The organism is Marinobacterium sp. NO-S09, from assembly GCF_059179545.1.
The window spans coordinates 3,876,983-3,892,035 of record NZ_CP168954.1 but is presented as its reverse complement, the minus strand read 5'-3'; the positions used below and the strand labels follow the sequence as shown (position 1 = coordinate 3,892,035).

General features: G+C 49.6%; 16 protein-coding genes. All 16 read right to left on the bottom strand.

The window, feature by feature from the left end:
* Nucleotides 1-111: 111 nt before the first annotated feature.
* Nucleotides 112-1,116 (bottom strand): GGDEF domain-containing protein, encoded by a 1,005-nt coding sequence (locus tag O3C79_RS17975; protein ID WP_494384207.1) that lies wholly within the window; start codon nucleotides 1,114-1,116, stop codon nucleotides 112-114.
* Nucleotides 1,117-1,400: 284 nt separating this feature from the next.
* On the bottom strand, nucleotides 1,401-2,144 hold the full coding sequence (locus tag O3C79_RS17970) for a HEPN domain-containing protein (RefSeq protein ID WP_494384206.1): 744 nt from the start codon (nucleotides 2,142-2,144) through the stop codon (nucleotides 1,401-1,403).
* A complete protein-coding gene (locus tag O3C79_RS17965) occupies nucleotides 2,141-2,617 on the bottom strand; it encodes a hypothetical protein (RefSeq protein WP_494384205.1) in 477 nt (158 codons plus the stop codon). The genes O3C79_RS17970 and O3C79_RS17965 overlap by 4 nt, the downstream gene beginning before the upstream one ends.
* Before the next feature lie 821 nt (nucleotides 2,618-3,438).
* Nucleotides 3,439-5,172: a hypothetical protein gene (locus O3C79_RS17960; protein WP_494384204.1), complete on the bottom strand. Its 1,734-nt coding sequence runs from the start codon at nucleotides 5,170-5,172 to the stop codon at nucleotides 3,439-3,441.
* A gap of 198 nt (nucleotides 5,173-5,370) precedes the next feature.
* Entirely contained in the window at nucleotides 5,371-7,521 is a 2,151-nt protein-coding gene (locus O3C79_RS17955) for a KAP family P-loop NTPase fold protein (RefSeq protein WP_494384203.1), read from the bottom strand.
* A 102-nt stretch (nucleotides 7,522-7,623) separates the two neighbouring features.
* Entirely contained in the window at nucleotides 7,624-8,058 is a 435-nt protein-coding gene (locus O3C79_RS17950) for a hypothetical protein (RefSeq protein WP_494384202.1), read from the bottom strand.
* 107 nt (nucleotides 8,059-8,165) lie between these two features.
* Nucleotides 8,166-8,759: a DUF8453 domain-containing protein gene (locus O3C79_RS17945; protein ID WP_494384201.1), complete on the bottom strand. Its 594-nt coding sequence runs from the start codon at nucleotides 8,757-8,759 to the stop codon at nucleotides 8,166-8,168.
* Nucleotides 8,760-8,825: 66 nt separating this feature from the next.
* On the bottom strand, nucleotides 8,826-9,107 hold the full coding sequence (locus O3C79_RS17940; protein ID WP_494384200.1) for a hypothetical protein: 282 nt from the start codon (nucleotides 9,105-9,107) through the stop codon (nucleotides 8,826-8,828).
* A 491-nt stretch (nucleotides 9,108-9,598) separates the two neighbouring features.
* A complete protein-coding gene (locus O3C79_RS17935) occupies nucleotides 9,599-10,093 on the bottom strand; it encodes a hypothetical protein (RefSeq protein WP_494384199.1) in 495 nt (164 codons plus the stop codon).
* Complete coding sequence (locus tag O3C79_RS17930; RefSeq protein ID WP_494384198.1) at nucleotides 10,090-10,299, bottom strand: hypothetical protein; 210 nt, start codon at nucleotides 10,297-10,299, stop codon at nucleotides 10,090-10,092. Before O3C79_RS17930 ends, O3C79_RS17935 begins: the two co-directional genes overlap by 4 nt.
* Nucleotides 10,300-10,868: 569 nt before the next feature.
* On the bottom strand, nucleotides 10,869-11,108 hold the full coding sequence (locus O3C79_RS17925; RefSeq protein WP_494384197.1) for a hypothetical protein: 240 nt from the start codon (nucleotides 11,106-11,108) through the stop codon (nucleotides 10,869-10,871).
* A gap of 349 nt (nucleotides 11,109-11,457) precedes the next feature.
* A complete protein-coding gene (locus tag O3C79_RS17920) occupies nucleotides 11,458-11,883 on the bottom strand; it encodes a hypothetical protein (RefSeq protein WP_494384196.1) in 426 nt (141 codons plus the stop codon).
* A 46-nt stretch (nucleotides 11,884-11,929) separates the two neighbouring features.
* Nucleotides 11,930-12,319, bottom strand: a complete 390-nt coding sequence (locus O3C79_RS17915; protein ID WP_494384195.1) for a hypothetical protein — start codon at nucleotides 12,317-12,319, stop codon at nucleotides 11,930-11,932.
* 14 nt (nucleotides 12,320-12,333) lie between these two features.
* On the bottom strand, nucleotides 12,334-12,528 hold the full coding sequence (locus O3C79_RS17910) for a helix-turn-helix transcriptional regulator (RefSeq protein ID WP_494384194.1): 195 nt from the start codon (nucleotides 12,526-12,528) through the stop codon (nucleotides 12,334-12,336).
* Nucleotides 12,529-12,696: 168 nt separating this feature from the next.
* Nucleotides 12,697-13,554, bottom strand: a complete 858-nt coding sequence (locus O3C79_RS17905; RefSeq protein ID WP_494384193.1) for a hypothetical protein — start codon at nucleotides 13,552-13,554, stop codon at nucleotides 12,697-12,699.
* 17 nt (nucleotides 13,555-13,571) lie between these two features.
* Nucleotides 13,572-14,801 carry a tyrosine-type recombinase/integrase gene (locus tag O3C79_RS17900; protein ID WP_494384192.1) on the bottom strand — a complete coding sequence of 410 codons (1,230 nt, stop codon included), beginning with the start codon at nucleotides 14,799-14,801 and terminating at the stop codon, nucleotides 13,572-13,574.
* Nucleotides 14,802-15,053 lie beyond the last annotated feature (252 nt).

The following is a 15,053-nucleotide window of genomic DNA, read 5'->3' as shown; positions in this document are numbered from 1 at the left end:
TCGATCAGGGACAGTCGGGTTTTGGTGATTCAAATGGCCGTTTTTTGTTGCCCCGCTAACACACCCTTTCTACCGAGATTAAAACGCTTGATGGATTAATAATATGCGCCTTTAGTTGCCTGTACAGACCCGATTTCGACCCGTTGTTTTGGCCTGATAGAGGGCATCATCCACATCCTTGAGCCAGGAACGATAGTCAGTGCCCGGCTGTTTTTGTGCCACGCCCAGGGAGATGGTAATGGGCAGATGCCGCTCACGGATGAGTGCGCTTTGCTCAACCTGCTGACGCAGGTGTTCAGCCAGCTGAGTTGCATCGTCCAATGCTGTAGGGGTGAGGATAAGAAACTCTTCCCCACCGTAACGGTAGAGTTTGACGTCGGGCGGGACGTGTTCCTGAATCAGTTCAGCCAGCCGGGCCAGCACCAGATCGCCGGTGGTATGACCATAGGTGTCGTTGATCAGCTTGAAGTGGTCGATATCAAACATGATCAGGCTATACGCCACCGAGGGTGGGTCGTCCGTATTGGCGACCTTATTGATGTGATCATCCAGTGAGCGGCGATTGCCAAGGCCGGTCAGTGCGTCCTGCAGGGCTTCCTGGCTCAGCCGAGTATGGTCTGCCAGCAGGCGCGACGAGAAATTGAAACAGAAAAAGGTTACCAGCATGAAGCAGGCGCTGTAGGTGAACAGCAGCTGCGGATCTGCCAGGGACCAGACCGCCTGAGTGCAGGCAAGGTAGATAATGAAGGCGACCAGCACCGCCTCCCAGCGGCGGGCGGCAAAGAACACGGCAACCGTGGCCGCGTAAGACCAGAACAAACCAATAATGCCAGTGTACTGAATCGCTATGACCACGCCGATGGTATAGGCCACGGCAAAGATGCGTGATACAAGATGGAAGTAATGGTCCTTGCTGCCGATGTACGCAATCAGAACAAAGACCGAGGACAGCACCAGATCGAAGATGCCCTGTGGATATTGCCCAATTGCAAAGCGCCAGATGCCCATTGGGATGATGCAGGCAGACGCCAGCAGGGCCTGAAAGATCATGAAGCCTTTTTTGGGGTTGCTGTCGCGGTATGCATCCAGGGCTGACTGAACCAGGCCTATCTTCACTGGAATTCCCCTTGCTGCACCAGTACCTGTTTCTGTGCAGGTATCGGCCATACATCTTGGATGACACTGTTGTTAAGCATTCTAAGCCGAGCAACCCCACTTTGTAACGCTAGTTTGACTCAGTGTAGGAAAAATACGGCTTTTTTGTATGGGTATTGTGGGCTGGGGCGGGTGGTCGCGGAGGGAAGGAGAGGCTCTTGCCCTTAGGCATAGTTATGCAAGTCACCATGTCCGCGTTTAAAACTTAAGTATTCTTATGACAAATATAGCAAAGCCTATATAAATTATGATCTGATCCTTTTCCTATACTCGTTTGCTAATTTTTTTGGAACACGAACATAGTATAATACATCATCAATTATTTCAGGATGGTTAAATAAAGGAGAGTTTTGAGCCATGAAAACATCAGGGTGAAAAACCTTGCGTCTTTTTATCTTTCCAAAAAATAAATTTTGCCAAATAAGAGCATCTCTACATTTATTGGCCTTGCTGTCGATGATGCTTTCAAGTTTTCCATTTTTTATCCTATAAAAAACTGTATCTTTTAATCTTTCGCTTTCTTTAATGTCTGTCAATCTTTTTTCTATGATTATTACATAGTCATCGGAAAAGGGAATTGAGGCATTAAGAGGCTGGCAGTATCTTCTGATGTTCCAAATGGCATTATCTAGTTGGTTTAAAACAGGCCCCGAAATGAAGTGAGAGGATTCGAGATAGCGACCTTGCCCAAAGTCATTTATATACTCGATAAAGTCAACCGTGTGATTATCCACAGAAAAGAAAAAAGGTAATTCATTTGTTTTTTTATAGGCAAGCCTTAGATCGTGTCCGACCTCTTTCGCAGGAACTCTGTTAAATAAATATATGCCTTTAAAGTATTTTTCTAATGCTTGTTGAGATTGCCACAAAAAATGATGATACAGTCCATTCCTGAAAAGGAGTCGAGCTGCTATATAATCTTGGTCAGCTACATCTCGGAAGCAGCATGTAGCAAAGTTGTTTAATATTTTTTGTTTTTTAATATTCATTTCGGGCAATGGTATTCAACCATAACTTTGGCCTTATCACTTCCGGTTGAGCGCAGGTTATCTAACCAGAACTGGCACTGAGGGTCAGAAAGCTTTTTGATGTATTCGGCACGATCCTGCTTGGCGTCAAGCTGTGCTTCCCTTGAAATCCGCTCCTGCTCCATTTTCAGGCGAGATTCTTCCAAGCGCAGCTGACGGGTCTGGTTCTGTGCTTCCAGGGCTATGCGGCGCTCTATGGCGGCCTGACGGGATTGTTCAGACATCTGTTTCATACTGCCCTGAAATGCGTTTGCAGCTGCTTCAAGAGCGCGCATGACACGGTATTCCTGGTACTTCTGGTAACCAAACCAAAGGGCAAACAGTATGATGCCGCCGGCGACAACGCCAAGTGCAACGTGAATCCAGAGGGGAGTGGGTTCGACAGGGTCGGGAGCGCGTTCGAAGACGATTCGCTCATGAGGTGCTGGACACATAGCACCTCCGTGTTTTGTCCGGTCCGCAAACGTGGACGCCTTATGGACACTTTCGGTACTAATCCTTGATCCGAAAGTTCGTAACCCCTTGATGTGCCTAGCACCTACTGAATAGTGTATGTAACCATAAGATAATTAAAGATAAAGGTCGCTTTATTTATTGAATATACCCCCATTTGTACCCCCAAGTTGCACAGGTGAACTGTTTTCGTTTCTGCTTACGGCTTATTTTTTGAAGCTGCTCAGTTTCATAGCGGGTAGGCAGCCTGGCACAGCAACCGACGCGGTATCGTATTCCGCCGTGGCAGTACCAAGCTGGCAGCGTTAACTGCTCTGACAGAATAGCTGTTCGGTGCGGGGTGTGCGAGCTGCTGAAATTAGAAAAGGGAAGGTGGGCTACTTAGTAGCGGATTCAGAACCTGAAGAGGCAGCCCCGGGGGAGGGTAAACCTTCAACAGCAGTGTAGCCGGTCTAGTTCCCTTTGTGCTGATCTTGGATATATCTTCAGTCACTCGTGCGCCTAAGGGTGTTTCCTTTTATAGGAAACGGTGTTTCCATTCGTGCGCATGGGGGTGTTAACTCCGGTGTTAACTTGCTCTGTTCAAAGGTAGTAACTATAAGGTGAGTTTTCTGTACGTTCGACTTTTGAAACTAGGGTAGGGTTAAGGTGTGTCCTAGATCTAGCCTAGTTAATTCTACTGCTGTTAGCGGACCTGGTCTGTCAACAATGACGGATCTCCTTTGGTTCCCTATCTGCTCTTGCCATTTGCTAATCATGTTTCGTGAAGATGGAGCAGCTAAAGGAGTAGCCGTCAAAGTGCTCAGACGCTTAGGTTTGTATCCGCGCATGTGAAATCCCTGAAAGTATCTAGATCTGGCCCTTCATATTTATGCATCATAAATGCTGTCCTAAATAGAATTTCACGTGCGATAAAGGTTGAGTGTGTCCTCAGAGACTCGAAGGACATCATTCTGTCATAGTAATTACCGTGTAGTATCCTAGACCTACCGTCGTCATAAATGTCCGAAATTAATTGTGCCAATGACCGTTCTCTAATCCCTGGCACAGCAATGAAATCTGGGCTTGTGCCTGTTATTTTAGATACCATCTGAAGAATGCCTTGATATTTTCCTCCATTTGATAATGTGTCTAAACAAGTTGCCATTTTAGTAACGGCGATAGCATCATTCTCTTCTCGCATGCCTTCTGAAAACCAGTCTAAAGCAGTTGCCCATCTATTGGTTAGCTTTTGATGTTTATGCGTTTCTGGGCTTACGACACCCTGAAGAATATTACCAATAGGGCAGAGAAAATCGCGCATTTTATCTATGCCCTCCAAAATTTGAGATTCTGAATGTGTTTGAAAACGATCACTAAAAGCACTGCCTGGATACCATAGATATCCTTCCGTTTCGATAATGCTCGGTATTCTTAGTGGAGGAAGGTGTTCGTCTTGAAGGGTTTGCTGGAAAAAACACTTACGGGATACAAGCCCAAGAGAGAGCGAATCAAGTGCTGTTTTAGCAGCAATCCTTCCAAACCTACGTGAATAGTCCTGCTCATAACCTTCAACAGTCACCTTGATGACTGCAGGTGTTTCGCTCACTGCTGAATATAAGTTTTTAGGTAGCCCCTCTAATTCGTCGGTATTCAAGCTTTCAGATAGGGTGTCAATCAGTAATTTCTTCCAATTTTTATTTGTTTCTCGGTCATTGCTATAGTTTTGGATGGCGCGCTTCGAAAATTTGACGTGGTTTATCCAATCAATAGTGGAATATATTGTCACCGGACCTAATACTAGGGGGGAAGTTTTTGCTATGGCCATACAAAAGGCAGGGTAGTAATGGGTGAATGGCCGTGCTGATATACGGCTCTCGATTGCCGCTTTTAGCTCCCTGTGCGGCTTACATCCCCAATTGCTTCCTTCAGCAGCATATCTGCCATACATTTCCGCAATGCTAGTTCTGGCTATAAGATAAAATTTATTCAGATCGATTTTTACTGAATCTTTAGGCCTGTTTTGGAAAATAAGGCTTGATAGCTCCCATAGAGCGTCTTTTGCAGGCTTGTTGAAAAATACGGTTACTCCGCTTTCAGTACCGACAAAGTCAGGGAACCCTTCTGTTTCTAGCCATGGCTGTGGATTTTCATTCGCAATTTTCAGTTTATCAATTACTTCCTGAAATTTTGTTGAAAGATTCATAGCTTCCTGAGCCTTGTGAGAGTCTGAGAGTACTTTCAAGCTACTTAAAGTTACCAAAGCTGAGAGCGTTCGGTAAGAGGGGTAAAAGATGGCAATGCTTTGATCTGCCACACCTTCACATGCGTGGAACCAAAGCACCGCCAGGGCATGAAGCCCAGTATCAGTGTAATGCCTTATTGGTTGATCAGCAGATGATAGTTCCAGATTCACGGAACCTTTGCGGTGCTGGATACCCTTTTCAATAGTCCCCGTTTGGGAGCTTTCTGGCCTGAAGTTTTCTGAAGTAACCCAGCGCCAGCCATTACAAGTTTTTACAGGTAGTTCGGTGGCTATGAAGTCTATTTTTGACAATACCTTCAGGTGCCTATGATGTCAGGTTTAGTAAGGTTGAAGAGCGCCGGCAGGTTTGAGCCATGATGTCCTAAACTACCGGGATGCCGGTATTATGAAGACAGCATCAAGGATTAGATCTTCTGTGTATACTCAACGGAAACAAGGCACTGGGCTTATTGGTTCGGTTGGTGATTTGTTGGTGGCGTTGCTCCGCGCCTAATCATCGTCAAAGTCTTTCGGTCGCCAACCGCTCAAATAGTTGTCGACTAGCTCAACTAGACCCCCGTCGATCTCGGTCGTTGTAGCCTTCAATGCGTCGATTCTTTGCTGCAGCGTTGCCTCATCACCGTATATCTTAACTAGGCTGTCCCAATGAAGGCGCGGCGTTCGGACTACAGCACGACTCCCCATTGCCTGGCTTGATACCTCTGTCTTCGCCGATTCCAACAGAGCAAGCGTGATTTCGGGAAGGTCTGGCACCGAAATCGTCGTCTCATCTTCGTCAGCATCATCTATTGCTAGTCCGAGCACTCTGAACAAATCCACTTCCTGAGAAAGCACCGCCGAATCCGTGCCCCTTATTTCGGCTCGCCACTCCCGCTCAAGACCCTTTGCTGCCTCTTCGGTTATCAACTTGTGACCAGCGCCGGCCCGATGGCCAACGATGGTTATGAGATCCAGCCTCGAGGAAAGGTGCGAAACCTGAGGAAGAATTTCGCGCACTGCTGCCTCAACCGCCTCAGGCCCATCTAGTGATTTCACTAATCGGTAAACGACCCTCGTTACCGTCATTCGCGCCCCAAAATCGAACATCCCTCGTTGAATGTCTGGAATTGTCGGCAGCAAATTCAACAAAACTACGGAAGCGGGGACTACATGCTCAAGAGTGTATTTCTCCTCATACGCTTCAAGCATCGATATCACCTCGCGGAGTTGCTCTGTCGGGAGCTCACCGAGAAATTTGCTAAAGGCATCCTTATCTGCCAATTTTGACCACGCAATTTCAGCGCTGGAAAATGCTTGCAGACGCTCGCCAACTACACGCTCAAGGTAGAGACGAAGGATGTCTTCATGGGCGATTCGCCGGTTCACGAGCCATCCGTGCATCCAGTCGCCGCCGAATTGAGACCCGCCAATGTGCCGCTGAGCGGCCGGGAACAAACGTTCAATCAAGCTCCGAACAACTTGCTGATGAGTGCCGCCTGACTCCAACAGCACATCAATCTGCGTTTTCAAATGCTCGGGTTCCCGTCCCGCGCCGAAATCTCTATATGTTGTTGTCAGACCAGCGAGCGAGGAGTGGAGCTGAGTAAAGACGTCAGGGAGGAAGACCCGAACGGCTTCAAGTGCCAAGGCATCAACCAATGCGACTTGTCCTCCTAAGTCTCTCATGGTCCCATGAATTGCTGCAGAGAATCGCCGGACGTCACGCATATTTCTAATTAATGGTCTGATGATCTCCATGAAAACATCAGGCCATACATTGGAATCGAGCTCTCCTAGGTTTTCGATACCGTCCAGTGCTCCATTGATACCTGCAAATATTTCGGAATTAAGCACTTCGAAGGGGACTGCTGGAAGATCGACTCCAATTTGCAGGATTTTTTCTAAGTAATCTCGCCCAGGTATACCTTGCTCACCGAGAGCTTGCTCAACGCGAATACGGTCAAACGCTAATAGGTAGATAATATTGGGGAAATTTGCTGTGAGCCGAACTAACTTGAACACTTCACGAATTTCAGGTGTTGTCAGTCGGTCGATATCATCTAAAACCACAACGATGGGCGTGGGTATATCTGCTAGTGCTTTGATTACTTTGGAGCGCCGACCTTCAGCGCCTTCTTTTTTACTCTGAAGTAATTTAGCTAGTACGTCGGTTGCTTTGTGACCTCGTTCGATCCACGGGCCAACGAATGGCAGCCACCCTAGACCGGAGAACGCCTCACCATACTCTTCTATCAATCCACCAACTTGTGCGAAATCAGGCCGCAGCTTTAGTTGCGCCGTTAACTCGACAAAGAAGGCCTGGACTAACTGATCAGCACCACTAAACATCCAAGGGTTGAAATCGAGTACCGGAATCTCTGCATCCCCGAGGCTCCTGCGAGCCAAATTTACGAATGAGGTCTTGCCGGATCCCCACGGTCCTAGTACGCCCACGACCAACCCATTTCGTGGATCGATAGCTTGTATCTGGTTTGCGAAGGAGTGTGCCAAGGTTGTTCTATTTAGTGTGTCATCACTCTCAATAGTAATAGGGTTATCTGCGGCGATAGTAGCCTGCCGCTTAGGCTCTCTAGTTTCGACCTCGGTTGCAGGAACAGGAATTGCGGATTGAGGGTGAAAAATGCGCTTGATCCAATTCATGTGCAGTACTCAGTCAGTCGCTGGACGCCTCGCTAAACAGCAAGCGTGAGCGAGTCCAGTGCAGGTCATGCTTTTGTGGCACGAACGAATTTATGCGGTTTGTTAGCTTAGATCCTGAGATATGGTCTCGATACCTGAAATTGGGTTAAATCCTTTGAATTTGTAGACTCTTTTTGATACCCGATTTCGCTCTCCTGACCCGCCTAGTGACGCTGTATTATTTTCTGCATCAAGATTGAGCCCTCCCTGACCCTTCGCTGTTGAATCGTAGTATTCCTCTATTTCTACTTCTGCAGCATTTTCAATTCTCTGGGCAATTGCTAATTCTTGAGCTATTCGAGAATGCTGTAATGCCAACTCCATTTCAATTTTTTGCCGCGTAGCCTCTTGATTGAGAGTCTCAATATCTTTCTTTGCCGCCTCGTCAGCAGCATTAGATGATGATTCGACTTTATCAATTAGAAAGCTTGTAAGAGCGCCACCCAAAAACATATTGCCCGCTATTTTTGCCGCAAGCTTCGTAGTGTCGTCCAACATTTATCTCCTTACTCTTGGAAAACTAACGCTTGCCGCATGCGCGCCCACAAAATGAAGCCGAAGGCGCAAGGTAAATGGCGTCGCCGTGCCTGCGCTAGTTCGGTAGGCTAGGCATCCCCGCTCTTGTCTGACAGCTCCGATAACGATTTGCTAATACTAGCTAAGCTATTGTTCATCTGGATAAATACAGTTTGGTTCCGCCCTTTCAGAGCATCGGAGAGATCCTGAGCTGCACTATTTTTTGTTCCAGCATGTTGCATGTAATTTACATCCAGCATTGATGGGTCAGAGCCCTTTTTGCCTGAACGTAATGGAGTCCGAAAGGTGTAGTTTGCTCTGATAGAGATGCCATCCTTCACTCGATCTTTGAGACCACCATATTGACCGGCATTGAACCTCAGCTCTTTGCCTGGCGCCAGAAAGGGAATTAGATGATCAATCTGCTTTCTTTCGCTGTTATCAGCCTTGTCGATTCCCCAGCACAGAATGGGAAGTGGATCGGAAAAGGAAATGTCCCGCGCCGTGCCAGTTCCGATATTGCGAATCACAAGATCAATCAGGCTGGCAGTGTCAGGATTCGGCTCATAATAGACGACACAAGGCTTTGTCTGACGGTAAATCGCGTAGTAGGCCGTTGCGACGGCAAGAAAGGTCCCGATCGGACTGACTATGTAGAAAGCTACCTGCAAAGACTCAGCCATTTTTTCTCCCTAACTTTGAGCTTAGAGGCGCTCATCGGTCGCGTACTACGGCGATTGGTTAGACGCTCACAAACTTCGAAACCTAGCCCAAATATTGGAGTGTGAAAACTCCACCTTATCACCAGCCTCGAGGTCATCAAATGCAATGGAATCGTCGATGATACGACTTACAGTCCCCTCGTACGAATTACCATTGATCCCGTCGACTATGACATTAACCCTGTTTCCACCAACCTTGAGTGTCACCTCATCACCGGATTCGATGGTTTGTGACAGGCTTGTCCCGGGCTCATAGTCGCCTGTATACATGAGACCAGAATCATCGTCTGATCTGTAGTCGAATTCCATAGCTGTCCCTCCCATTGATGTTCGCTGTCTTGAGCGTTGAATACTTTAATACTACGTGTACGTGTACGTGTACGTGTACGTGTACGTGTTTGTGTTCCCAGCTAAAGACGGAGGTTGCTTATCTGATCACTTGAAGAAAAGAGATAAATCGAGAAATCACAGCCACTCTCCTCCGTTGAAAACTAGCATGCGTTTTGGTGATTTTACCGTGTTGGGTATTGCTTAGGGCCTTTCCCTAGTCCCATGATACTGTACTAATTACATTATCAATACCAGTCTCCAATCGGCTCTTGAAAACATGTGATTGACTCGTGGCCATAGGTACGTATTAGCTTTTGAGAAAGCCTGATCAGAGAGATCGAAGGGCCAACAAAAGGGCCAACTGAAAGCCCCGTCACTGCTGGTGTTGATGTCAATTGAGGGCCAAGGAAAGGGCCAACACTGGCAAGGTTTAGGCAAGGGCCGCCAGGTCGGCAGCCCTACCAGTGATATTATTCCTCGCAATCACCTTCAGCACGGGCGGCCCAGTATGCCGCCTCTTCCAGATTTAGCCCTCTGTTAGCTTTGTTCAGCAGGTCGTTATGCTGCAGCTCATCAAGTGGAGCGCCAGCATTGCGAGCAGCAGCGGCTATCCAGGGCTCAAGCTCACTCATGAATCCAACAATCTGCCCCTGAAGCGCTGCCTGTTTAGGTGTATCTGTCTGCCCAGGTGAAAGCATGGACCCGGCAATGAGCTGGAGTAGGCCACCCTTGGTGGCACCGTGCTCCCGGCAGTGCTTTAGGTAGATGCGGCACAGCGCTTTGCCCGTCATACAGCCGCCTGTGTAGCCACCAGATTGAGGCACGTTCCAGAATGATAAGTCTGTGTGGTCAGCAGGTCGGCCAACAAACGGCAGGCGGTGAATGGGCAGTGCCTTCTCATTGTGGAAGGTCAGGGTAGGGAGATCTGCTTTGATGAAGCCCTGAGGCTTTGGCGCATTGCTCATGCTTCCACCTCGGTCTGAATATCAACACAGGCTTGTTCCAGTTCCTCTATCCGGCCCCGAAGATCACCAAACAGAATGGATTGCTGCTTCTCGTCCAGCTCTCCGGCCCGGGATGCCAGCATTACAAGCAAGTTCATCTGCTCCAGGCCAATGGCGATAATGTCCATGTTAGCGGCCATGCTGTATGTGAAATTAGCCTGGTTCATACTCTCGATCCCTGTACTGGTGCCCAGCTGGTAATGACAACGCAAGCAGGAAGCAGCTCACGAGCTTCTCTCAGGCTGAAAGCAGTCACGGTAATGCGGTCGATTGGGTTTAGTGTAGAAACGGCTCTGAAGAGCTTCAGGGAGCGTGTGTGGTGGATGGTTGGCATGATGCCTCCGTTACATTTTCTTCGAAGTACCCATAAGCCGTATGGGTGCCGGGAGGTTCGAAACGGCTGTAACAGACCGCGGACTTATTTCCCCGAAGGGTATTGTATTCGTCGCCCTCCCGACATAACGGGGGCTTGCTCCCTTAATCTTGGCAGATTTTGGGCGCAAAAAAACCAACACTGACGGGGTTGGGTGGTCCGGTTACATAAGAGGTTTCGACGCCTCAAGGCTGGAAATTATCTGAACGGCTGGTGCTGGTCAAGGGGGCGGCGATTGGCAGCCCCCTCTGAAGCAGCTCTGATTGTGGGCTGTCACAGTGCTTTCTAGCAGCAGCTTCAGGCTACCACGAAGTACCAGACGGGAGGTGGCCCATACCGAAACCAGACAGGCGAGGGCGAGAATCAAAACTCGATTCTTGGCGGCCGCTTCAGCTTGGGGTCCAGGGATGACGCCCAGTCGCTCCCTCGTTGCCGGCGCTTCTGGACAGTGCGCCATTTCAAGCCCAGCAGTCTGGCCATTATTTCTGCAGTCTCCTTGCCCCTGATAACAGGCTGCTCCCTGCCGTTGATCTTCACTGTGATCTCTACGTCAAGTTCCTGCTGAGTGGAGGCGACACACTTGTCGGGGTTCGTAACTTTCATTCAACCGCACCTATGTCTAATGGCTGGATGGTCAGGTGAATTTTCTATGCCTGGTTGGTTTGTTGGTACAGCACCAGTAAGTTGATCAGCATTTCATGGGCCAGGGTGATTGATGCTGGTGTGCTGGTAGGGCGCAAATTGGTTTGTGCCTATGTTCTCAGCGTCCATTGTTATGCCCTCCCTATGGTATATATATAAAGGTCACCGGGAGCCGGTACAGTGAACCCCTTAAAAACACCCTTTACAGCACCGGGAGCCGGTACAGTCAGCACCGGGAAACGGTACAGTGAAGTCATTTACAGCACCGGCAGGCGGTACAGTCAGCACCGTTAGCCGGTACAGTGGAAATTTAAGAAGCCTCCTTGAATTGGCGGTAAGGCTTCTTGCCTGTCGTTGCAATATCCAGCTTGCCACCACACTCATCTATCGGTTGCCATGTCAGTGCATACAGGTGAGGGCCAGCATTCAGGCCGCCAAACTTGGTTTGCACCAGTAACCTCGCTTTAAGTAGCTCATTCAGCGCCCTGGTGCGGGTGTCGTTGGATTTCCATCCCCGTTCCTTCAGCACTGAGTGAGCTGCGCATAGATCACCATTGTTGAACCCGTTGTATTGTGCCCCAACGTCCAGGAGTAACGCCTTTGCCGGATAGCTAAGGCCGATAAAGTCCGGATGATTAAGCACGACAGCGGGCAAGGAAAAATGGCCCCTGTACGTAATTGAATGACTGGGCTTCCCCTTGCCTGGCTTTCTCAGCCGGGTGACAGTTGCTGCCATATGTGAACCTCCCATCCAGCCGGACCCGAAGGCCCGGCCTTAACCATCAGGCGGCTTGTTCTGAATCTGCGCCAGCATGCCATATAACAGGAGGCGCACCGCGTTTAAGGCGCAAATCGTTTACAGCCTCTTGCGCTGCTTCAATGCTTCCAGGGAGGAGGCAATAGCGGTGATACCGCGCAGGCTGGCCAGAGTATCCGATGCAATTTTCCTGAGTGCTGCTGAAGGTCAGGTCCAGGCGACGGCCAAGCTCACAGGACATGGTGCTATTCAGCGCATGATCAAAGACGGGTGCCTTCTCGGCCTCAAGCCGGTTCAAGCTCCCTCTGGTCAATAAGGCGATCAGCACACGTTCCAGTTTGGTAGGCGGCTTGTTACTATCGGCCTGCTGTGCGGCGGTGCTCCCTTCGGCAGGGGCTGCTGCTTGCTCTCTCATGTCACGCCCTCCCTTTAAGCCACACGGCTTTCATCAATGCGCTGCTGCAACCAGTTATCGATATCTTCCGAGATCCAGCCAACCCGGTTTGGGCTGAGGCGAATTGGTTTTGGAAACTGCCCTTTATCCATCATTCGGTAAATTGAAGTTCTGGACATGGAAGTCAGTTGCTCAACTTCTTTCCGAGGCAAAATTGCGTGTTTGTTCATGCTGAAACCCCACCGTTGTGAATGTGTATCGGTGGGATTGTTTGGGATTGCAGGGGAGGGATATAGAGGCCCTATCGAAATTAACGGGGCCTCTATATGAGGAGCAAATTATACTTGGTACTGCCTCAATGGCCTGCACTGCCTGGCGTTTACATGGGGGCCCTATACCTATCCCTTGCGGTTTTTATTCCAGTTGGCTGGTTTGTTCCAGTTGGTAACTTTGCTGATCCGGTCTATGGCTTTTATGCTTTCAACCTCGGGGACGTGGTGGTTTAGCCAGTGTTTAACCTCAGTAGTTACACCATTCTTTAAATTACCAGCAGCGTCGGCTTTTTCTGATAGTTCAAGCCATGCGTTTATAGCGATGGCTAACTCAGGTGACTGAAAGGGCCCAGCCTCACCTTCTATCAGTCTCTTGAGCTTTAGAAGATAGCCTGGCAAGTGCTGTTCGTCGCTGTTTGCAGCAAGTGGATTTATGGTTGTAGGATTTTGTTTGTAGTGGGGGCTGTAGGCCGAGTGATCGTAATACTCTACTTCAAATATTTCCTCTTCAGCTTCGATTAGGTCACTCAGATACACGAACATTCGCATCCAATCCCCTGCTACTTCAGGGTTGGTTAGGCGTATGGGTATTCCGCTGTTTGGCTCAACGCACAACTCTGCTTCTAATGCAGAATGGCCCGAAAAAGGGTCGTTTTCATCATAGTCAAAAGCGTATTTGCATCGAACGATTTGTACCAGTTGCTGCTTACTGAAGTCTCCATCACCTGGCTGACGGGGGATCATCATCCAGACTTTCATTTGGCCTTGGTTAATTGCTCTTCCAATGTCAGTTATTACCCGGAGACCATCAACCCCATCAACGATATCGCTCCAACGATCTAAGAGGTCATTGATGTTATAGCTAGGTTCCTCGGGGGCTGAGACTCGTCTCATATACACGCCCTCTTGCGTGGCCTCAATTTGGAATGGCTGCCCAGGGTGGTGAGGTGCCACCTTTTCCCGGCGTCCCGGTAGAGCAGCCATAATCTGTTCTTTAGTGGTTACACGGCCCTGTTGCCAAAGTTCCCAGTAACGACATTCCCGGCACTGGCGGCGGCTTTGAGCTGATCCAGGTAATCAGCCCAGTGTTGCATCATCTTACGACGTTGCTCCAAGTGCTGGGTGCGGTTGTATGCTCTGCCCATTGCATCCTGTACCGCATGCGCCAGCTGCTGTTCGATGATATGCGGCGGGTGCCCTAAGACTTCATCCAGCAGAGTGCGTGCCATTGCTCTGAAGCCATGAGGCGTCATCTGATCATTAGCATATCCTAGGGTCCTAAGAGCCGTTCTAACGCCGTTTTCACTTAATGGGCGGCTAGCACCCCTGGCACTTGGGAAAACGAAGCGATGGCGACCTGTGAGGGGTTCCAGCTCACGGAGTATCTCAAGGCTTTGCTGGCTCAAGGGGACAACGTGATCCAGGCCGGTTTTCTCGGCTGCAAATTCAAGGCGGCTCTCGTCCCAGTTCACTTGTGCCCATTCAAGATGGCGCACCTCTCCTGGTCGGCAGAACCATAGAGCGGAACACTGAAGGGCTGCTTTGACAACAGGGGTGCCGGTGTACCCTTCAATGGCCAGCATCAGGCGGCCTGCTTCTGTAGGGTCTGTAATGGCGGCAAGATGTTTGGTCTTGTGGGTTGCGAGTGCTCCTTTCAAATCGGCGCTAGGATCTCGCTCACAGCGGCTGGTGGCCACACCATAGCGGAATACAGCGGAGGCGGTCTGCTTTACTCGGTGGGCGGTTTCTATGGTGCCGCGTGCCTCGATCTTGCGAAGTACCTGTAAAAGATCAGATGGGCTTATGTCGTTAACTGGGCGTTTGCCCAGGGTAGGGAATAGGTCTCTCTCCATGGACCTAAGAGTTCGGGCCCGGTGGTCTTTGCTCCGGTCCTTCATCTTGAGTTCAAACCATTCACGGGCGATCAGCTCAAAGCTGTTCTCAGCTGCAGCACGACCAGCCTGCTTCTCTGCCTTCTTGGCAGCGTTGGGGTCGATCCCTTGCGCCAGTTGCTGCCGGGCTGAGTCTCGTTGTTCACGGGCAGCGGCAAGGCTGACATCAGGGTACACGCCGAAAGCGGCCAGCTTCTCTTTGCCCTGGAAGCGGTACTTCATGCGCCAGTACTTGGAACCGTTCGGGCGTACCTCCAGAAACATGCCTTTCTCGTCGGCAAGTTTGTACTTCTTCTCCCGAGGTTTTGCGGCTTTTACCTGTCGATCCGTCAGCGGCATGGCGTCCCCCTGTTCAAATTGGGCCAGGGGTATGTGTCTGGGGGTATCGTTTTTTGGGGTATCACATATCTCCCCAATCGTACCCCCAATGTACCCCGGCTTTGCTGGGTATGTTTGGGAATGACTGGGAATCACTATAGGCTGTAAGCCGCGTGTTTTCTAGTGTCTTGGGAAGTGGTTGGAACGCTTGGGAAGGGTAGTTGGTGGGCCCAGCAGGACTTGAACCTGCGACCAATGGATTATGAGTTCTGA

Excerpts from the sequence above, each read along its gene's own strand:
- O3C79_RS17970 (WP_494384206.1), bottom strand. The coding sequence starts at position 2,144 with ATGAATATTAAAAAACAAAAAATATTAAACAACTTTGCTACATGCTGC.
- O3C79_RS17910 (WP_494384194.1), bottom strand. The coding sequence starts at position 12,528 with ATGAACAAACACGCAATTTTGCCTCGGAAAGAAGTTGAGCAACTGACT.
- O3C79_RS17925 (WP_494384197.1), bottom strand. The coding sequence starts at position 11,108 with ATGAAAGTTACGAACCCCGACAAGTGTGTCGCCTCCACTCAGCAGGAA.
- O3C79_RS17950 (WP_494384202.1), bottom strand. The coding sequence starts at position 8,058 with ATGTTGGACGACACTACGAAGCTTGCGGCAAAAATAGCGGGCAATATG.
- O3C79_RS17915 (WP_494384195.1), bottom strand. The coding sequence starts at position 12,319 with ATGAGAGAGCAAGCAGCAGCCCCTGCCGAAGGGAGCACCGCCGCACAG.
- O3C79_RS17905 (WP_494384193.1), bottom strand. The coding sequence starts at position 13,554 with ATGGCTGCTCTACCGGGACGCCGGGAAAAGGTGGCACCTCACCACCCT.
- O3C79_RS17920 (WP_494384196.1), bottom strand. The coding sequence starts at position 11,883 with ATGGCAGCAACTGTCACCCGGCTGAGAAAGCCAGGCAAGGGGAAGCCC.
- O3C79_RS17945 (WP_494384201.1), bottom strand. The coding sequence starts at position 8,759 with ATGGCTGAGTCTTTGCAGGTAGCTTTCTACATAGTCAGTCCGATCGGG.
- O3C79_RS17900 (WP_494384192.1), bottom strand. The coding sequence starts at position 14,801 with ATGCCGCTGACGGATCGACAGGTAAAAGCCGCAAAACCTCGGGAGAAG.
- O3C79_RS17955 (WP_494384203.1), bottom strand. The coding sequence starts at position 7,521 with ATGAATTGGATCAAGCGCATTTTTCACCCTCAATCCGCAATTCCTGTT.
- O3C79_RS17965 (WP_494384205.1), bottom strand. The coding sequence starts at position 2,617 with ATGTGTCCAGCACCTCATGAGCGAATCGTCTTCGAACGCGCTCCCGAC.
- O3C79_RS17935 (WP_494384199.1), bottom strand. The coding sequence starts at position 10,093 with ATGAGCAATGCGCCAAAGCCTCAGGGCTTCATCAAAGCAGATCTCCCT.
- O3C79_RS17940 (WP_494384200.1), bottom strand. The coding sequence starts at position 9,107 with ATGGAATTCGACTACAGATCAGACGATGATTCTGGTCTCATGTATACA.
- O3C79_RS17930 (WP_494384198.1), bottom strand. The coding sequence starts at position 10,299 with ATGAACCAGGCTAATTTCACATACAGCATGGCCGCTAACATGGACATT.